This is a genomic window from Pseudomonas sp. S3_B08 (assembly GCF_054667725.1).
The window spans coordinates 3,535,207-3,550,487 of record NZ_CP162750.1; the positions used below are offsets into that span (position 1 = coordinate 3,535,207).

A 15,281-nucleotide genomic window follows, 5' to 3' on the forward strand; every position below is an offset into this window, starting at 1 on the left:
AATGTCGAGGAAAATTTGATGCGCATCGTTCCCCATATCCTGGGCGCAGCCATTGCTGCCGCTCTGATCAGCACGCCAGTTTTCGCCGCCGAACTCACCGGCACCCTGAAGAAAATCAAAGAGTCCGGTGTCATCACCCTGGGCCACCGTGACGCCTCCATTCCGTTCTCCTACATCGCTGATGCGTCCGGCAAGCCAGTCGGCTACTCGCACGATATCCAGCTGAAGATCGTCGAAGCGATCAAGAAAGACCTCGACCTGCCGAACCTGCAAGTCAAATACAACCTCGTCACCTCGCAGACCCGTATCCCGCTGGTGCAGAACGGCACCGTGGACGTCGAGTGCGGTTCGACCACCAACAACGTCGAGCGTCAGCAGCAGGTCGACTTCTCCGTCGGCATCTTCGAAATCGGTACCCGTCTGCTGTCCAAGAAAGACTCCAAGTACAAGGATTTCGACGATCTGAAAGGCAAGAACGTCGTAACCACCGCCGGCACCACCTCCGAGCGCATCCTCAAGGCGATGAACGCCGACAAGCAGATGGGCATGAACGTCATCTCCGCCAAAGACCACGGCGAGTCCTTCCAGATGCTGGAATCGGGCCGTGCCGTTGCCTTCATGATGGATGACGCACTGCTGGCCGGCGAAGCCGCCAAGGCCAAGAAAGCCGCCGATTGGGAAGTGACCGGCACGCCACAGTCGTACGAAATCTACGGCTGCATGATGCGCAAAGGCGACGAGCCGTTCAAAAAGGCTGTGGATGACGCGATCAAGGCCACCTACGCTTCGGGCGAAATCAACAAGATCTACGAGAAGTGGTTCATGCAGCCGATTCCGCCAAAAGGCCTGAACCTGAACTTCCCGATGAGCGACGAGCTCAAGGCGCTGATCGCCAATCCGACCGACAAAGCGGCTGACGACAAGAAGTCCTGATTTTCTGACTAACCTTATCCCCTGAGGAGGCGCCTGCCTTTTCAGGGGATGGTCACTCCCTGCTGGCATTTTTCTGGAAACACTCGAACCGGTGGCTGTCGAGCCGATCGCGTGTGCCCGGTCTTTGAAAAAAGACTGGGGAGGGAACGGAGTTCCCCAGGCGGGCACTTGTACATCGATCGAATCGAGGGGAGACCCTAATGAATTACAACTGGGACTGGGGCGTGTTCTTCAAGTCCACCGGCGTGGGCAGCGAGACCTATCTCGACTGGTTCATCTCCGGTCTGGGCTGGACCATCGCCATCGCCATCGTGGCGTGGATCATCGCCCTGCTGCTCGGCTCGCTGCTGGGCATCATGCGCACCGTGCCGAACCGCATCGTATCGGGCATTGCGACCTGCTACGTCGAGCTGTTCCGTAACGTGCCGCTGCTGGTGCAGCTGTTCATCTGGTACTTCCTGGTGCCCGATCTGCTGCCGCCGGATCTGCAGGAGTGGTACAAGCAGGACCTCAACCCGACCACTTCGGCCTACCTGAGCGTTGTCGTCTGCCTCGGTCTGTTCACCGCCGCCCGTGTCTGCGAGCAAGTGCGCACCGGTATCCAGGCGTTGCCCCGTGGCCAGGAATCCGCCGCCCGCGCGATGGGTTTCAAGCTGCCGCAGATCTACTGGAACGTGCTGCTGCCCCAGGCCTACCGGATCATCATTCCGCCGCTCACCTCGGAATTCCTCAACGTGTTCAAGAACTCCTCCGTGGCGTCCCTGATCGGTTTGATGGAATTGCTGGCGCAGACCAAACAGACCGCCGAGTTCTCGGCCAACCTGTTCGAAGCGTTCACCCTGGCAACCCTGATCTATTTCACCCTCAACATGAGCCTGATGCTGCTGATGCGCCTGGTCGAGAAGAAAGTCGCGGTGCCCGGCCTGATCTCCGTGGGGGGTAAATAATGGAATTCGATTTCAGTGGCATTGTCCCGGCCATTCCCGGTTTGTGGAACGGCATGGTGATGACCCTCAAGCTGATGGCCATGGGCGTGATCGGCGGGATGATTCTCGGCACGATCCTCGCGCTGTGCCGTCTGTCGCACAACAAGCTGCTGTCGAGCATCGCTGGCGCCTACGTCAACTATTTCCGCTCGATTCCGCTGCTGCTGGTGATCACCTGGTTCTACCTGGCGGTGCCGTTCGTGCTGCGCTGGATCACCGGCGAAGACACGCCGATCGGTGCATTCACCTCCTGCGTCGTGGCGTTCATGATGTTCGAAGCGGCGTACTTCTGCGAAATCGTCCGGGCTGGTGTGCAGTCGATTTCCAAGGGCCAGATGGGTGCTGCTCAGGCACTGGGCATGAACTACGGGCAGATGATGCGCCTGATCATCCTGCCGCAGGCGTTCCGCAAGATGACCCCGCTGTTGCTGCAGCAGAGCATCATCCTGTTCCAGGACACCTCGCTGGTCTACACCGTGGGCCTGGTGGACTTCCTCAACGCCTCGCGCGCCAGCGGCGACATCATCGGCCGCTCCAATGAGTTCCTGATTTTCGCCGGTCTCGTGTACTTCATCATCAGCTTCGCCGCCTCGCGGTTGGTCAAGCGTCTGCAAAAAGGTTCGCCGTATGATCTCTATCAAAAACATCAACAAGTGGTATGGGGACTTCCAGGTGCTGACTGATTGCAGCACCGAGGTCAAGAAAGGCGAAGTGATCGTGGTCTGCGGCCCGTCGGGTTCCGGCAAGTCGACGCTGATCAAATGCGTCAACGCCCTGGAACCGTTCCAGAAAGGTGACGTGGTGGTTGACGGCACGTCGATCGCCGACCCGAAAACCAACCTGCCGAAACTGCGTTCGCGCGTGGGCATGGTGTTCCAGCATTTCGAGCTGTTCCCGCACCTGACCATCACCGAAAACCTGACCATCGCGCAGATCAAGGTGCTCGGCCGCAGCAAGGAAGAGGCGACCAAAAAGGGTCTGCAGCTGCTTGAGCGCGTCGGCCTGTCGGCGCACGCCCACAAGCACCCGGGGCAACTGTCCGGCGGGCAGCAACAGCGTGTGGCGATTGCCCGTGCGCTGGCGATGGACCCGATCGTCATGCTGTTCGACGAACCGACCTCGGCGCTCGACCCGGAAATGGTCAACGAAGTGCTCGACGTGATGGTGCAACTGGCTCACGAAGGCATGACCATGATGTGCGTGACCCACGAAATGGGCTTCGCCCGTAAAGTCGCCGACCGGGTGATCTTCATGGATCAGGGCAAGATCATCGAAGACTGCCCGAAAGAGGAATTCTTCGGCGACATCAGCGCCCGCTCCGAACGCGCGCAGCACTTCCTCGAGAAAATCCTGCAGCACTAAAAGCAACACACCCGCACCCTGTCTGTGGGGTGCGGGCAGCCTGACAATGAGATCCCTTGTGGCGAGGGGATTTATCCCCGTCCGGCTGCGCAGCAGTCGTAAACCCTGTGCATGCGGTCTTTCAGTTAAACCGCAGTGATGGTTTTGGGGCCGCTTCGCGGCCCAACGGGGATAAATCCCCTCGCCACAGGCACAAACAAGTGTTGTGGTTGACCCAAGGCATCTGTGATGAAATGCGACCCCACTCTTTATCGCGCTGCAGAGCCATCACTTGCCGTGAAGCCCCGTCTGATCCGTCATCTGTTCCTGCCGCCGCTGATCATCGCCCTGATGGTCGGACTGGGTTTTATCGGCTTCTGGACCAGTGAACACTTCGGCATCCGCAGCCTCGGCGAAAACGGCCAGCGTCAGCTGGAACTGCACGCCCGCGCGGTCGAAAGCGAGATCAGCAAATACACCTACCTGCCCAGCCTGCTGGAACTCGAAACGAGTGTGCCGCAGTTGCTGGCCGATCCGACCCCGGAGCACCGGCAGACGGTCAACGACTACCTCGAAGGCCTGAACCGCCGCAGCCGCAGCCGGGCCATCTACGTCATGGACACCACCGGCCGGGTCATGGCCACCAGCAACTGGCGCGATGTCGACAGTTACCTGGGTGAGGACCTGTCCTTCCGCGCCTATTTCAAAGATGCCGTACGCGGCCAGCCCGGGCGCTTCTATGGCATCGGCAGCACCAACGGTGAACCCGGTTACTACCTCGCCCACGGCCTCGAAGAACACGGCAAAATCATCGGTGTCGCGGTGGTCAAGGTGCGTCTGGAAGCCATGGAAGAGCGCTGGCAACGGGCGCGTCTGGAAGCGTTCGTCAGCGATGAGAACGGCATCATCATTCTGTCCAGCGATCCTGCCAGGCGGCTGAAATCGGTGATCCCGCTCAGCGATGAGATCAAGGAAAAACTCGCCCGCAGCCTGCAGTATTACTGGTTCCCGCTCAACGAACTGCAACCACTGGCCCGCGAGACGCTGGCCGAAGGCGTGGAGAAACTGACCTTCCCGGCCAACAGCGAATTGCAGCCCGACGAAGACGACATCAGTTATCTGGCGCAAACCCGACTGCTGAGCGACACGCCGTGGAATTTCACCCTGCTCACGCCATTGCAGGACCTGCGCCGCGAAGCCATCAACCAAGGCATTCTGGTGGCGGTGGCGTTTGCCCTGTTCGCCTTCCTGCTGATTGCCTGGAACGAGCGGCGCAAAGTCCTCGCCACCCGCCTCGCCGCCCGCGAAGCGTTGCAGGAAGCCAACAGCCAACTCGAACGTCGGATTACCGAACGCACTGCCGATCTGCGCGCCAGCAACGAACGCCTGAAGAGTCAGATCCGCGAGCGCCGTCAGGCCGAGGAGACGTTGCGCCGCGCCCAGGATGAACTGGTGCAGGCCGGCAAACTCGCGGCCATCGGCCAGATGTCGACCAGCATTGCCCATGAACTGAACCAGCCGCTGGCGGCGATGCGCACGCTGTCGGGCAACACCGTGCGCTTTCTCGAGCGCGGCCAGCTCGACGTCGCCAGCACCAACCTCAAGACCATCAACGACCTGATCGACCGCATGGGCCGGATCACCGCCAGCCTGCGTTCGTTCGCCCGGCGCGGCGACAACAAGGGTCAGGCCAGTCTCGGCAAAGCCGTCGACGCCGCGTTGCAAGTGCTCGGCGCGCGCGTGGAAAACACCGCGCTGCAGATTCACCGGCAGTTTGCCGATGTGCAATTGCTGATCGATCAGACCCGTCTCGAACAGATCCTCGTCAACCTGATCGGCAACGCCCTCGACGCCATGCACGCGCAACCGCAGCCGCAGCTGTGGCTGGAGGGTGAAGAATTCAACGGCAAGTACCGCTTGCGGGTGCGTGACAATGGCCACGGCATCGACGCCGAAGCGCGCAAGCATCTGTTCGAACCGTTCTTCACCACCAAACCCGGCGAGCAAGGCCTGGGACTGGGCCTGACCCTGTCCGCCAGCCTCGCCGCCGCCACCGGCGGGCACCTGGGTGTCGAACACCCGGCCGGCGGTGGCACCACTTTCGTCCTCAGTTTACCGTTGGTAAGCCCTCTTTCTGCCGAGCCAATATGAACCCTGAACTCAGTGTGCTGATTGTCGAAGACGACCCCCATGTGCTGCTCGGCTGCCAACAGGCGCTGACCCTCGAGGACATTCCGTGCATCGGCGTCGGCAGTGCCGAAGAAGCACTGGCGCAGGTCGGCGACAACTTTGCCGGCATCGTCATCAGCGATATCCGCCTGCCGGGCATCGATGGGCTGGAATTGCTCACCCGCCTCAAGCAGCGTGATCGCAGCCTGCCGGTGGTGCTGATCACCGGCCACGGCGACATTTCCATGGCTGTCGGCGCGATGCAGAAAGGCGCCTACGATTTCATGGAAAAACCGTTCTCGCCGGAACGCCTGGTCGATGTCGCGCGGCGGGCGCTGGAGCAACGCAGCCTCGCCCGTGAAGTGTCATCGCTACGTCGGCAACTGGCCGAACGCGATTCGCTGGAAGGGCGGATTATCGGCCGCTCACCGGCGATGCAGAACCTGCGCGAGCTGATCGCCAACGTCGCCGACACCTCGGCCAACGTCTTGATCGAAGGCGAGACCGGCACCGGCAAGGAACTGGTCGCTCGTTGCCTGCACGATTTCAGTCGGCGCCACAGCAAACAGTTCGTCGCGCTGAACTGCGGCGGCCTGCCGGAAAACCTTTTTGAAAGCGAGATCTTCGGCCACGAAGCCAATGCCTTCACCGGCGCCGGCAAACGCCGCATCGGCAAGATCGAGCACGCCGACGGCGGCACGCTGTTCCTCGATGAAGTGGAAAGCATGCCGCTGCCATTGCAGATCAAGTTGCTGCGCGTACTGCAGGAACGCACCCTCGAACGTCTCGGCTCGAACCAGAGCGTGGCAGTGGATTGCCGGGTGATTGCGGCGACCAAATCCGACCTTGATGAGTCGAGCAAGGCCGGCGAGTTTCGCAGCGACTTGTACTACCGCCTCAACGTTGTGACCCTGGAATTGCCGCCGCTGCGCGAACGCCGTGAAGACATCCTGCAACTGTTCGAACACTTCACCCAGCAGTCGGCGCTGCGCTTCGACCGCGCGCTGCCGGAGCTGGACAACCAGACCCTGTCGAACCTGATGAGCCATGATTGGCCGGGCAATGTGCGCGAACTGCGCAACGTCGCCGAACGCTTCGCCCTCGGCCTGCCGGCCTTCAAGAAATCCGGGGCCAGCGCCGGCCAGGGTCTGGCGTTTGCCGAAGCGGTGGAAGCGTTCGAGCGCAATCTGCTGGTCGACGCCTTGCAACGCAGCGGCGGCAACCTGACCCAGGCCAGCCAGGAACTGGGCATGGCCAAGACCACGCTGTTCGATAAAGTCAAAAAGTACGGGCTGAGCCACTGATGGATCTGATTCTCAAAGCCGCTATCGGCGCCGCAGTCGTGCTGATCCTCGCTGCGCTGTCGAAGACCAGAAACTACTACATCGCCGGTCTGGTGCCGCTGTTCCCGACCTTTGCCCTGATTGCGCACTACATCGTTGGCAAGGGCCGTTCGGTCGACGATCTGAAGACCACAATCGTGTTCGGCATGTGGTCGATCATTCCCTACTTCGTGTATCTGGCGACGCTGTATGTGATGGTCGACCGCATGCGCCTGGAAGCATCGCTGGCCGTGGCGGCGGTGGCGTGGCTGATGGCGGCAACGGTATTGGTGAGCGTGTGGGTCCGGCTGCATGCCTGAACCCACGTGCATCAGCCTCTAGCGACCGTAGACTCTGGCCAGTTGCGCGGACGACAGAGCATCCTCGAACGGCACTGGCACTGACTTCACCGCACCATAGAGATTGCGGTAGCGCCAGTAGTTGCCGTTCTGCGCCAGTTGATAACCGCGCTCGACCACGCGCTGGCCGTCGAGCACGTAACGCAGGGTTTCCTGCGCGGCCGGCGGTGGCGTCGGTTGCATCAGATCGGCGCTCAACACGCGCATGGATTCATCAATACATTCATCCAGCACGGCGGTGACCTTGGCCAGGTCAAGGGCGCCGTCATCGATGCATTGCTTGCCGCAACGACGGATCGGCTGACTGGCCACTTCGATGCGCATGCGGTACAGCGGCGAGCCGGCGATATCCTGTAATTGCACCTGATTGACCAGCACGAAACTGCCGCGATCGGGCGTCAGCATCAGCTTCGGTTCGATCAGCAACCGTGCCGTGACCGCACCTGCCCCCTGCTTGAATCCGGAGACTTGCGACGCCGCCTGAAAACGCTGTTGCAAGCGCTCCTGCAACGGCACGCCGGCGAGCAGGTCGGCCAGCGGCCGCGATTCGTTCAGCGCGGCTTTTTCGGCATCGCGCTGTAACGTACCGGAACCCATTTGCGTGTTGATCAGACTGGCCACCAGAATGCCCGCCAGCCCGGCGCCCGCACCGGAGCTCGACACCAGCGTGTAACTGGAATTCGCCGCGTTCACTGCCGCCTTGCTGTCGATCACCGTGCTGGCGCCGACAAACTCCGCCGGCAGTTGCACGTCGACCTTCAGTCCGTGTGCCTGCACATAGCTCATGGCCGCCTGATCCTTGAAACCGGCCTCAGGTGCCGGTTTCTGCGCACAGCCAGGCAACGCCAGCAGCGAGATCGCCGCGAGGGTCAGCGCCAGACGTTTCATTGCGCGAACGGGGCGATCATTTGCTGACGGCTGTTATCCATCGCCTGATAAAACGCGTTGGACAGGTTGGTGTAGGACGGCTCGTCCCACTCGCCTTGCGCGGCTTGCACAGCGGCGAATGGCTGGTACCACAAGAGTTTGTTGTCCGACAGATCGATCACCATGCCCTGGCCGCCGACCTGGGCCATCGGCACGCTGGTGGGCACGATGCTGTAGTAGCTGCGGGTGGCACCGGTGGCATAAATCGACACCAGCAACAGACGGTCGATGCCGTGGGCAGCTTTCATCGGCGACAGGTCCTTGGTCATGTAGCCCTCGCGGAAATCGACTTCCTTGAAGGTCTTCAGATCGACCTTTTCATCAATGCGCTTGGCCTTGTAGCCCTTGGCTTGCAGCTTGGCGACGATGGCGTCGGGCAGGGTTTCCAGATCGCGCACCTGCCAGGTCTCGACATTGGCGCTGAGCTTGCTGTTGACGCCGGCATTGATGGCGTAATCGAGGATGCCCTGATTGCCGGTCAGCGCCAGCACCGGCGACGGTACGACGGTAATGGCCACACCGATGGTCGGCTCTTTGGCATCCCAGAACTGTTTGTCCAGGGCCACGGGCGGTTGCACATGGGCGCAGCCGGTGAGAGTCAGTACGGCGAGCAGAGCCAGCGCGGCCCATTGACGTGTAGCGCGAAAAATCATGGATCAAGTCCCTATGTCTGAAAACGTTCCTGCGCCTTATCGGCAACAACGCGGCAAACAATAGTGGCACATTGATATTTTTTTGGCGACAGGATGCTGGCGCAGTCTTACAGCAGATTGTTCGGCGCCGCCGGATCGACCCGAGCCCAATGCGAAGTGTCCTCTCGATGCGCCTGCAAATACGGCAGCACCGCCGCCAGCAACGGCTCCTTGAACGCCTCCTGAAAGCGATGCGCCAGTCCCGGAATCAGTTTCAACTGACTGCCCTGAATGTGCGCCGCCAGATGCACGCCGTGCATCACCGGCAGCAGCGGATCTGCCGTGCCGTGCACCACCAGGGTCGGCACGCGCAGCTGATTGAGCAATGCCACCCGGCTCGGTTCGGCAAGGATTGCCATGATCTGGCGCTTGACGCCTTCGGGGTTGAACGCGCGGTCGTAGGATGCCGCCGCCTGTTGCAGCAAGGCCTGTCGATCATCCGTCACCGCCGGGCTACCGAGTGCCGCGAGCAGATCGGCCTGTTGCTCCAGCGCTACCTCGCGGTTCGGCGCACCTCGGCGCGAGAGCAACTGCACGAGCGCCGCACTCGGTGCCGGCAGGCCTTCAGCGCCGGAAGTGGTCATGATCAGGGTCAGGCTTTCCACCCGCTGCGGCGCCATTGCCGCCATGTGCTGGGCGATCATCCCGCCCATGCTCGCGCCGAGCACGTGGAATTGCTCAACCTTCAGCGCCGTCATCAAACCCAACGCATCGTCGGCCATGTCGGTCAGGCTGTACGGTGCCGACACCGGTAAACCGAGCTTGTAACGCAGCACTTCGAAGGTCAGATTGGCCTCGATCGGCGCCTGCCGCCAGGTCGACAATCCGACGTCGCGGTTGTCATAGCGGATCACCCGGAAACCCTGCTGGCACAAAGCGACAACCACTTCATCCGGCCAGTGGATCAACTGCCCACCCAGGCCCATGACCAGCAACAGCGCCGGGTCCGATGCGCGGCCGATACTTTGATAGGCAAGACTGACCTGCGCCAGCTCGGCGTGCTCGGTCGGCACGTTGACATCACAGCGTCCGGCTGCAAACGAGCCGGCCCCGAACAAAAGCGCGGCCAACGCGGCCGCGACTGAAAAAACTCTCTTGAACATGAAAAACACCAAAACGCAGCACCCCAGTAGAGCGCGAGTCTGATGAAGTTCGTTCAAGCGCGCTGCCACAGTTGCATGACAGTTTGATGAAGAGTGCCGAGCGGTCGTCTGTCGAATGCATCGCCGGATCCTGGCCGGCAGATCGACAAAGCGTGCTTCATGAGACAAACTCACCTTCCACGCATTCGTCACAAGTTTTCTTCATGGAGCCCGCCGGTGCTTGAAATCCGACATCTGAAAACCCTGCATGCCCTGCGCGAGGCCGACAGCCTGGTCGACGCCGCCGACCGTTTGCATCTGACACAGTCAGCACTGTCGCACCAATTCAAAGAGCTGGAAGAGCGCATGGGCATGCAGTTGTTCGTGCGCAAGACCAAACCGGTGCGCTTCACCAGCGCCGGTCTGCGCTTGCTGCAACTGGCCGACGCCACTCTGCCGCTGTTGCGTGCTGCGGAACGGGACATTGGTCGGCTGGCCGGTGGCACCGCCGGGCGTCTGCACATGGCGATCGAATGCCACAGCTGCTTTCAGTGGCTGATGCCGACCATCGACCAGTTCCGCGATGCCTGGCCGGAGGTCGAGCTGGACCTGGCTTCGGGTTTCGCTTTCGCCCCACTGCCGGCACTGGCGCGCGGCGATCTGGATCTGGTGGTGACCTCCGATCCGCTGGAAATTGCCGGCATCACTTACGTGCCGCTGTTCACTTACGAAGCCATGCTTGCCGTGGCCAATCAGCATGCACTGGCGAGCAAGCCGTACATCGTTCCCGAAGATTTGTTGACGGAAACGCTGATCACCTACCCGGTCGAGCGTGATCGCCTGGACATCTTCACCCGCTTCCTCGAACCGGCCGACATCGAACCTGCGCAGGTGCGCACTTCGGAACTGACGGTGATGATGATGCAACTGGTCGCCAGCGGCCGTGGCGTCTGCGGCATGCCGCACTGGGCGCTGCATGAATACAGCTCGCGCGGCTATGTGAAGGGCAAACGGTTGGGTGAGAAGGGCTTGTTCGCGACGCTGTACGCGGCGATTCGCACGGACATGCTCGACGCGCCGTACATGCGCGATTTCCTCCTGACCGCCAAGGACACCTCGTTTTCGACCCTCGATGGGGTCAGTGCCGTACGCTGATTCTCCAGAGCAAGAGATCTCACTGTGGGAGCGAGCCTGCTCGCGAAAGCGGTGGATGATTCAGCGATGATGTCGGCTGGACGGACGCCTTCGCGAGCAGGCTCGCTCCCACAAGGATTGTCGTGGTGGGTCAGAGCTGGCGCCACATGTGGATCTTGTCGAAGTAGTCTTCGCCCACACGCACGGCGAGTGGTTCGAGGCCGTACTGAATGAAGCCGCAACGCTGGTACAACTGAAAAGCCGCTTCATTGCCGGCGGTGACAGTGAGCTGCAGCAGTTTCAGCGCCGGATGCTTTTGCGCCTCGAGCAAAGCCGCTTGGACCAGATCAAACCCTAGACCCTTGCGACGAAAATCCGCCGAAACATACAGGCCGAACAGCGTGGCCTTGTGTCGTGCCTTCTCGCGCGGTTCAAAGGCCAGGCCGACAATCCCGGCCAACGTCCCGGCATCGAATGCCCCCAGCACCACATCGAGCTTGCTGGTCAGGCGCCCTTCCCACCAACTCAATGGCATCACCGCGCGTTCGCGCACGCTGGAGGTGAACGCCTGCGGATGCCGGTCGTAGGCTTGCAGCATCAGTTCGCGGTAAGCCAGGGCATGGCTGGCGTCCAGCCGTTCGATCCACATGTCAGGCGGTCCGACGTTGTTCGAGCATCAGCCGTACGGCGAGGCCACCGAGGACCATGCCCATGAAATAACGCTGCATCACCAGCCACGTCGGGTTGCGCACAAACCATGAGGCGATGCCTGCGGCGAACAGTGCGATCAACAGATTGACGCTGAAGCTGACGCTGATCTGCGTCAGGCCGAGGACGATGCTTTGGGTGAACACCGAGCCGTGCTCAGGGCTGATAAATTGCGGGAACACCGACAGATAGAACACGGCGATTTTCGGGTTCAGGGCGCTGGTGAGAAAGCCCATGGTGATCAGCTTGCGCGACGAGTCCGGCGGCAATTGCTGCGCTTCGAACGGCGAACGCGCGCCGGGTTTCAGCGCTTGCCAGGCCAGCCACAGCAGGTACAGCGCACCGGCCCATTTCAACACTTCATAAGCCATCGGCACGGCGAGAAACACCGCCGTCAAACCCGCCGCCGCGGCGAACATATGCACGAAGAACCCGCCGACCACGCCAAGCAACGAAGTCACCCCCGCGCGGCGTCCCTGACAGATCGAACGCGAGATCAGGTAGATCATGTTCGGCCCCGGCGTCAGCACCATCAGCAATGCGGCGGCGGCGAAGATCAGCAGGTCTTGCAACGGGATCATGGCAAAGTCCTTTGCGGGAATGATCAGGCGAATGCAGTCAGTGAACGGCGATAGAACGGCAGGATGTGCTCGCGTGTCAATGGCGCCAGCTCGAGCGCCGGATCAGTGGCCGGATCGACCCAGATCACCTCTTCGATTTCCGCCGCCGGACACACGTCAGTATCGATGGTCAATTGGAAAATCTCCGCGTGCACGATGAAGCCCGGCTCGTTGGCGGCGGGGGCGGAAAAACTGTTGAGGAAAATCGCCTGCGCCGGGTCGATCTGCAGCCCGAGTTCTTCTTCCAACTCACGGGCCAATGCGTGCACTGGCAACTCGTGGGCTTCGATCTTGCCACCCGGTTGCATGAACGCCGTGGTGCCGCGCTTGCGCACCAGCAGGCTCTGGCCTTGAGCGTTGAGCAACAGCGCGGCGGCGATATGGATGATGCAGGGCGAAACGGCGGATGTCGGCGTCATGAGTCGAAAAATGCCTTGTGCGAAAAGATCGCAGGATCCCACGCCCGACGCGCCTGCGTCATCAGAAGATCCCTACAAGAAGCATCCGTGATCAGCCTGACTCTGACGACAAGTCCGCCAAAAGGCTCGGAAATTTCCCACTCGCGAATTTGGTAGCGTTATTCATCGCTGCCCGGCAGCCATTCGCTACATCGCCTAAGAGGGAAAACGCTGCATGTCTGACATTTCGACGCTCAAGGAAAAGAACAATCTCAAGACGCTCCATTTCATTCTCCTGACCGTAGTCACCATGGGTCTCTACTCGGTTGTATGGCTGCACAAAACAACAACCGTGGTTGAGGAGGTCACTCAAATCAAGACACTGAGCCAGACCGGTCTGGTCGTTTATCTGGCGCTCTGTGGTATCGGAGGGATCTTTTTCACCGTATCTGATCCGCGGTTCATAGCCACGGGGTATGCGATGACGGTCATTGCCCAGCTCATCGCCATTGCTTGGTGCTTTCGAGTTCGCAGAGCCTTGCGCGCCTACACGCTGACCAAACACAACTTCGAACCGCGAATGAACCGCTTGTATTCAGTCCTGTTCACCTTCTATCACATCAATTACTGCATCAACGATATGGCCAGGGCCAAGCACAAACATGACCAGAAACGGCAAACGCCTCAGGAATCGGTCGCGGCATAAACAAAAAGGTAATCGTCGATTTCGCGTGCAAGTTCGCTTCTACCTTTCACTGCAATTCCTTGTGCGAGCTTGCTCGCGAAGGCGTTCGTCAATGCCACAAGTTTGCCCACCAGTATTGCTGCATGGCTGCTTCTCGCGGTCAACAGCCAAGTCAACTGGCATCGTAAGCGAGACGGCTCCGATGTAAGCGAGGAGAGGGACGTCTGCCTGTTCACGGTTCCGTCGTTGGCGCAATATGCCTGCCAGCCACAAACAATCCGAACCAAGGAAACCGTATGAGCCTGTCGCTGCTGAGCCGCTACGCCTTCTTTGCCGTCTGTGTGATGTTCACCCTCGCCAGCCTGCCCTTTCTCGAACATGACTGGCTGTGGCCGATCACCGCCGCCACCGCTGTGCTGAGCCTGCTCGGCGTGTTCGACCTGTTGCAGACGCGCCATGCAGTGCGCCGCAATTATCCGATTCTGGGCAACATCCGTTATCTGGTCGAAGGCATCCGCCCGGAGATTCGCCAGTATCTGCTCGAGTCCGACAGCGATGCCCTGCCCTTCTCCCGCGCGCAGCGTTCGCTGGTGTACTCGCGAGCGAAAAACGAAACTGCCGACAAACCGTTCGGCACGCTGATCGACGTCTACCAGTCCGGCTTCGAATTCATCGGCCATTCGATGCGCCCGGCGCCGTTGAGTGACCCGAACGGTTTCCGCGTCATTGTCGGCGGTCCGCAGTGCACGCAGCCGTACTCGGCGTCGATCTTCAATATCTCGGCAATGAGCTTCGGCTCGCTCAGCGCCAACGCCATCCGCGCCTTGAACCAGGGCGCGAAACTCGGCAACTTCGCCCACGACACAGGCGAAGGCAGCATCAGCCCGTATCACCGCGAACATGGTGGTGATCTGACCTGGGAGCTGGGCAGCGGCTATTTCGGCTGCCGCACCAGCGACGGCCGTTTCGACCCTGAGCGCTTCGCCGTGCAGGCGCAGAATCCGCAAGTGCGCATGATCGAAATCAAGATGAGCCAGGGCGCCAAACCCGGCCATGGCGGGATCTTGCCCAAGCACAAGGTCACCAGGGAGATTGCGAAAACACGCGGCATCCTGATGGGCGAGGACTGCGTCTCGCCGTCGCGCCACAGTGCGTTTTCAACGCCGATCGAGATGATGCAGTTCATCCAGCAACTGCGCGAATTGTCCGGTGGCAAACCGGTGGGCTTCAAATTCTGCCTCGGCCATCCGTGGGAATTCATGGGCATTGCCAAGGCCATGCTGGAAACCGGCATTCTTCCGGACTTCATCGTCGTCGATGGCAAGGAAGGCGGCACTGGCGCAGCCCCTGTCGAATTCACCGACCACATCGGCGTGCCGATGCGCGAAGGCCTGCTGTTCGTGCACAACACGCTGGTCGGCCTGAACCTGCGCGACAAGATCAAACTCGGCGCCAGCGGCAAGATCGTCAGCGCCTTCGACATCGCCAGCGTGCTGGCCATCGGCGCTGACTGGGCCAACTCCGCGCGCGGCTTCATGTTCGCCATCGGCTGCATCCAGTCGCAGTCGTGCCACACCAACAAATGCCCGACCGGCGTTGCCACCCAGGACGCCTTGCGCCAACGCGCTCTGGTGGTACCGGACAAAGCCCAGCGCGTCTACAACTTCCATCGCAGCACGCTCAAAGCACTGGCGGAAATGCTCGCTGCAGCAGGCCTTGAGCATCCCTCGCAACTGTCGGCCAAGCATCTGGTACGACGCATGTCGGCGACCGAGATCAAACTGTTCTCGCAGTTGCACGTGTTTTTGAAACCGGGGGAATTGCTCACCGGTGAAGTGAATGGCGAGTTCTATTCGCGGATGTGGCAGATGGCGCGGGCGGATAGTTTTGAGCCGAGCGAGGTCGTCGCTGCGTAACTGCTCAAA

Annotated in this window: 16 protein-coding genes; 10 read left to right on the top strand and 6 right to left on the bottom strand. The window is 60.7% G+C overall.

Features of this window, described 5'->3' with window-relative positions; translation table 11 throughout:
• The first annotated feature begins 18 nt into the window (after positions 1 to 18).
• The 7 genes from AB4N73_RS15940 to AB4N73_RS15970 all read left to right on the top strand — a co-directional run bounded on the left by AB4N73_RS15940 (position 19) and on the right by AB4N73_RS15970 (position 7,071).
• On the top strand, positions 19 to 933 hold the full coding sequence (locus tag AB4N73_RS15940; protein WP_056790042.1) for a glutamate/aspartate ABC transporter substrate-binding protein: 915 nt from the start codon (positions 19 to 21) through the stop codon (positions 931 to 933).
• Between the two features lie 200 nt (positions 934 to 1,133).
• Positions 1,134 to 1,880, top strand: coding sequence for an amino acid ABC transporter permease (locus AB4N73_RS15945; RefSeq protein WP_016773392.1), 747 nt, complete (start codon positions 1,134 to 1,136; stop codon positions 1,878 to 1,880).
• Entirely contained in the window at positions 1,880 to 2,602 is a 723-nt protein-coding gene (locus AB4N73_RS15950; protein ID WP_460059047.1) for an amino acid ABC transporter permease, read from the top strand. Before AB4N73_RS15945 ends, AB4N73_RS15950 begins: the two co-directional genes overlap by 1 nt.
• Complete coding sequence (locus AB4N73_RS15955; RefSeq protein ID WP_016773390.1) at positions 2,547 to 3,281, top strand: amino acid ABC transporter ATP-binding protein; 735 nt, start codon at positions 2,547 to 2,549, stop codon at positions 3,279 to 3,281. Before AB4N73_RS15950 ends, AB4N73_RS15955 begins: the two co-directional genes overlap by 56 nt.
• 228 nt (positions 3,282 to 3,509) lie before the next feature.
• On the top strand, positions 3,510 to 5,411 hold the full coding sequence (aauS, locus tag AB4N73_RS15960) for a two-component sensor histidine kinase AauS (protein WP_041479880.1): 1,902 nt from the start codon (positions 3,510 to 3,512) through the stop codon (positions 5,409 to 5,411).
• Positions 5,408 to 6,733 carry a two-component response regulator AauR gene (aauR, locus tag AB4N73_RS15965; protein WP_024014166.1) on the top strand — a complete coding sequence of 442 codons (1,326 nt, stop codon included), beginning with the start codon at positions 5,408 to 5,410 and terminating at the stop codon, positions 6,731 to 6,733. The genes aauS and aauR overlap by 4 nt, the downstream gene beginning before the upstream one ends.
• 8 nt (positions 6,734 to 6,741) lie before the next feature.
• Positions 6,742 to 7,071 (top strand): GlpM family protein, encoded by a 330-nt coding sequence (locus AB4N73_RS15970; protein WP_177342732.1) that lies wholly within the window; start codon positions 6,742 to 6,744, stop codon positions 7,069 to 7,071.
• A gap of 18 nt (positions 7,072 to 7,089) precedes the next feature.
• On the opposite strand, the gene AB4N73_RS15975 is transcribed toward AB4N73_RS15970, so the two are convergent.
• The 3 genes from AB4N73_RS15975 to AB4N73_RS15985 form a co-directional block, all read right to left on the bottom strand.
• Entirely contained in the window at positions 7,090 to 7,998 is a 909-nt protein-coding gene (locus AB4N73_RS15975) for a hypothetical protein (protein ID WP_122507766.1), read from the bottom strand.
• Positions 7,995 to 8,690: a hypothetical protein gene (locus tag AB4N73_RS15980; RefSeq protein WP_024014168.1), complete on the bottom strand. Its 696-nt coding sequence runs from the start codon at positions 8,688 to 8,690 to the stop codon at positions 7,995 to 7,997. The genes AB4N73_RS15975 and AB4N73_RS15980 overlap by 4 nt, the downstream gene beginning before the upstream one ends.
• A 107-nt stretch (positions 8,691 to 8,797) precedes the next feature.
• On the bottom strand, positions 8,798 to 9,832 hold the full coding sequence (locus AB4N73_RS15985; protein ID WP_217851391.1) for an alpha/beta fold hydrolase: 1,035 nt from the start codon (positions 9,830 to 9,832) through the stop codon (positions 8,798 to 8,800).
• Between the two features lie 216 nt (positions 9,833 to 10,048).
• Here AB4N73_RS15985 and metR point away from each other — a divergent pair, with 216 nt between their 5' ends.
• The gene (gene metR / locus AB4N73_RS15990; RefSeq protein WP_016773382.1) at positions 10,049 to 10,966 is read left to right on the top strand and encodes a transcriptional regulator MetR; all 918 of its coding nucleotides are present in this window, start codon (positions 10,049 to 10,051) and stop codon (positions 10,964 to 10,966) included.
• Positions 10,967 to 11,096: 130 nt separating this feature from the next.
• Here metR and AB4N73_RS15995 read toward each other — a convergent pair whose 3' ends face one another.
• Genes AB4N73_RS15995 through AB4N73_RS16005 form a run of 3 tightly spaced genes read right to left on the bottom strand, consistent with a single transcriptional unit; the run spans position 11,097 to position 12,692 of the window.
• Positions 11,097 to 11,594: an N-acetyltransferase family protein gene (locus tag AB4N73_RS15995; protein WP_460142295.1), complete on the bottom strand. Its 498-nt coding sequence runs from the start codon at positions 11,592 to 11,594 to the stop codon at positions 11,097 to 11,099.
• Position 11,595: 1 nt separating this feature from the next.
• Complete coding sequence (locus AB4N73_RS16000) at positions 11,596 to 12,234, bottom strand: LysE family translocator (RefSeq protein WP_056790063.1); 639 nt, start codon at positions 12,232 to 12,234, stop codon at positions 11,596 to 11,598.
• 23 nt (positions 12,235 to 12,257) lie between these two features.
• A complete protein-coding gene (locus tag AB4N73_RS16005; RefSeq protein WP_460142296.1) occupies positions 12,258 to 12,692 on the bottom strand; it encodes an NUDIX hydrolase in 435 nt (144 codons plus the stop codon).
• A 214-nt stretch (positions 12,693 to 12,906) separates the two neighbouring features.
• Here AB4N73_RS16005 and AB4N73_RS16010 point away from each other — a divergent pair, with 214 nt between their 5' ends.
• A complete protein-coding gene (locus tag AB4N73_RS16010; protein ID WP_056790069.1) occupies positions 12,907 to 13,377 on the top strand; it encodes a DUF4234 domain-containing protein in 471 nt (156 codons plus the stop codon).
• A 275-nt stretch (positions 13,378 to 13,652) separates the two neighbouring features.
• Complete coding sequence (locus AB4N73_RS16015; protein ID WP_460065028.1) at positions 13,653 to 15,272, top strand: FMN-binding glutamate synthase family protein; 1,620 nt, start codon at positions 13,653 to 13,655, stop codon at positions 15,270 to 15,272.
• The last annotated feature ends 9 nt before the right edge of the window (positions 15,273 to 15,281 follow it).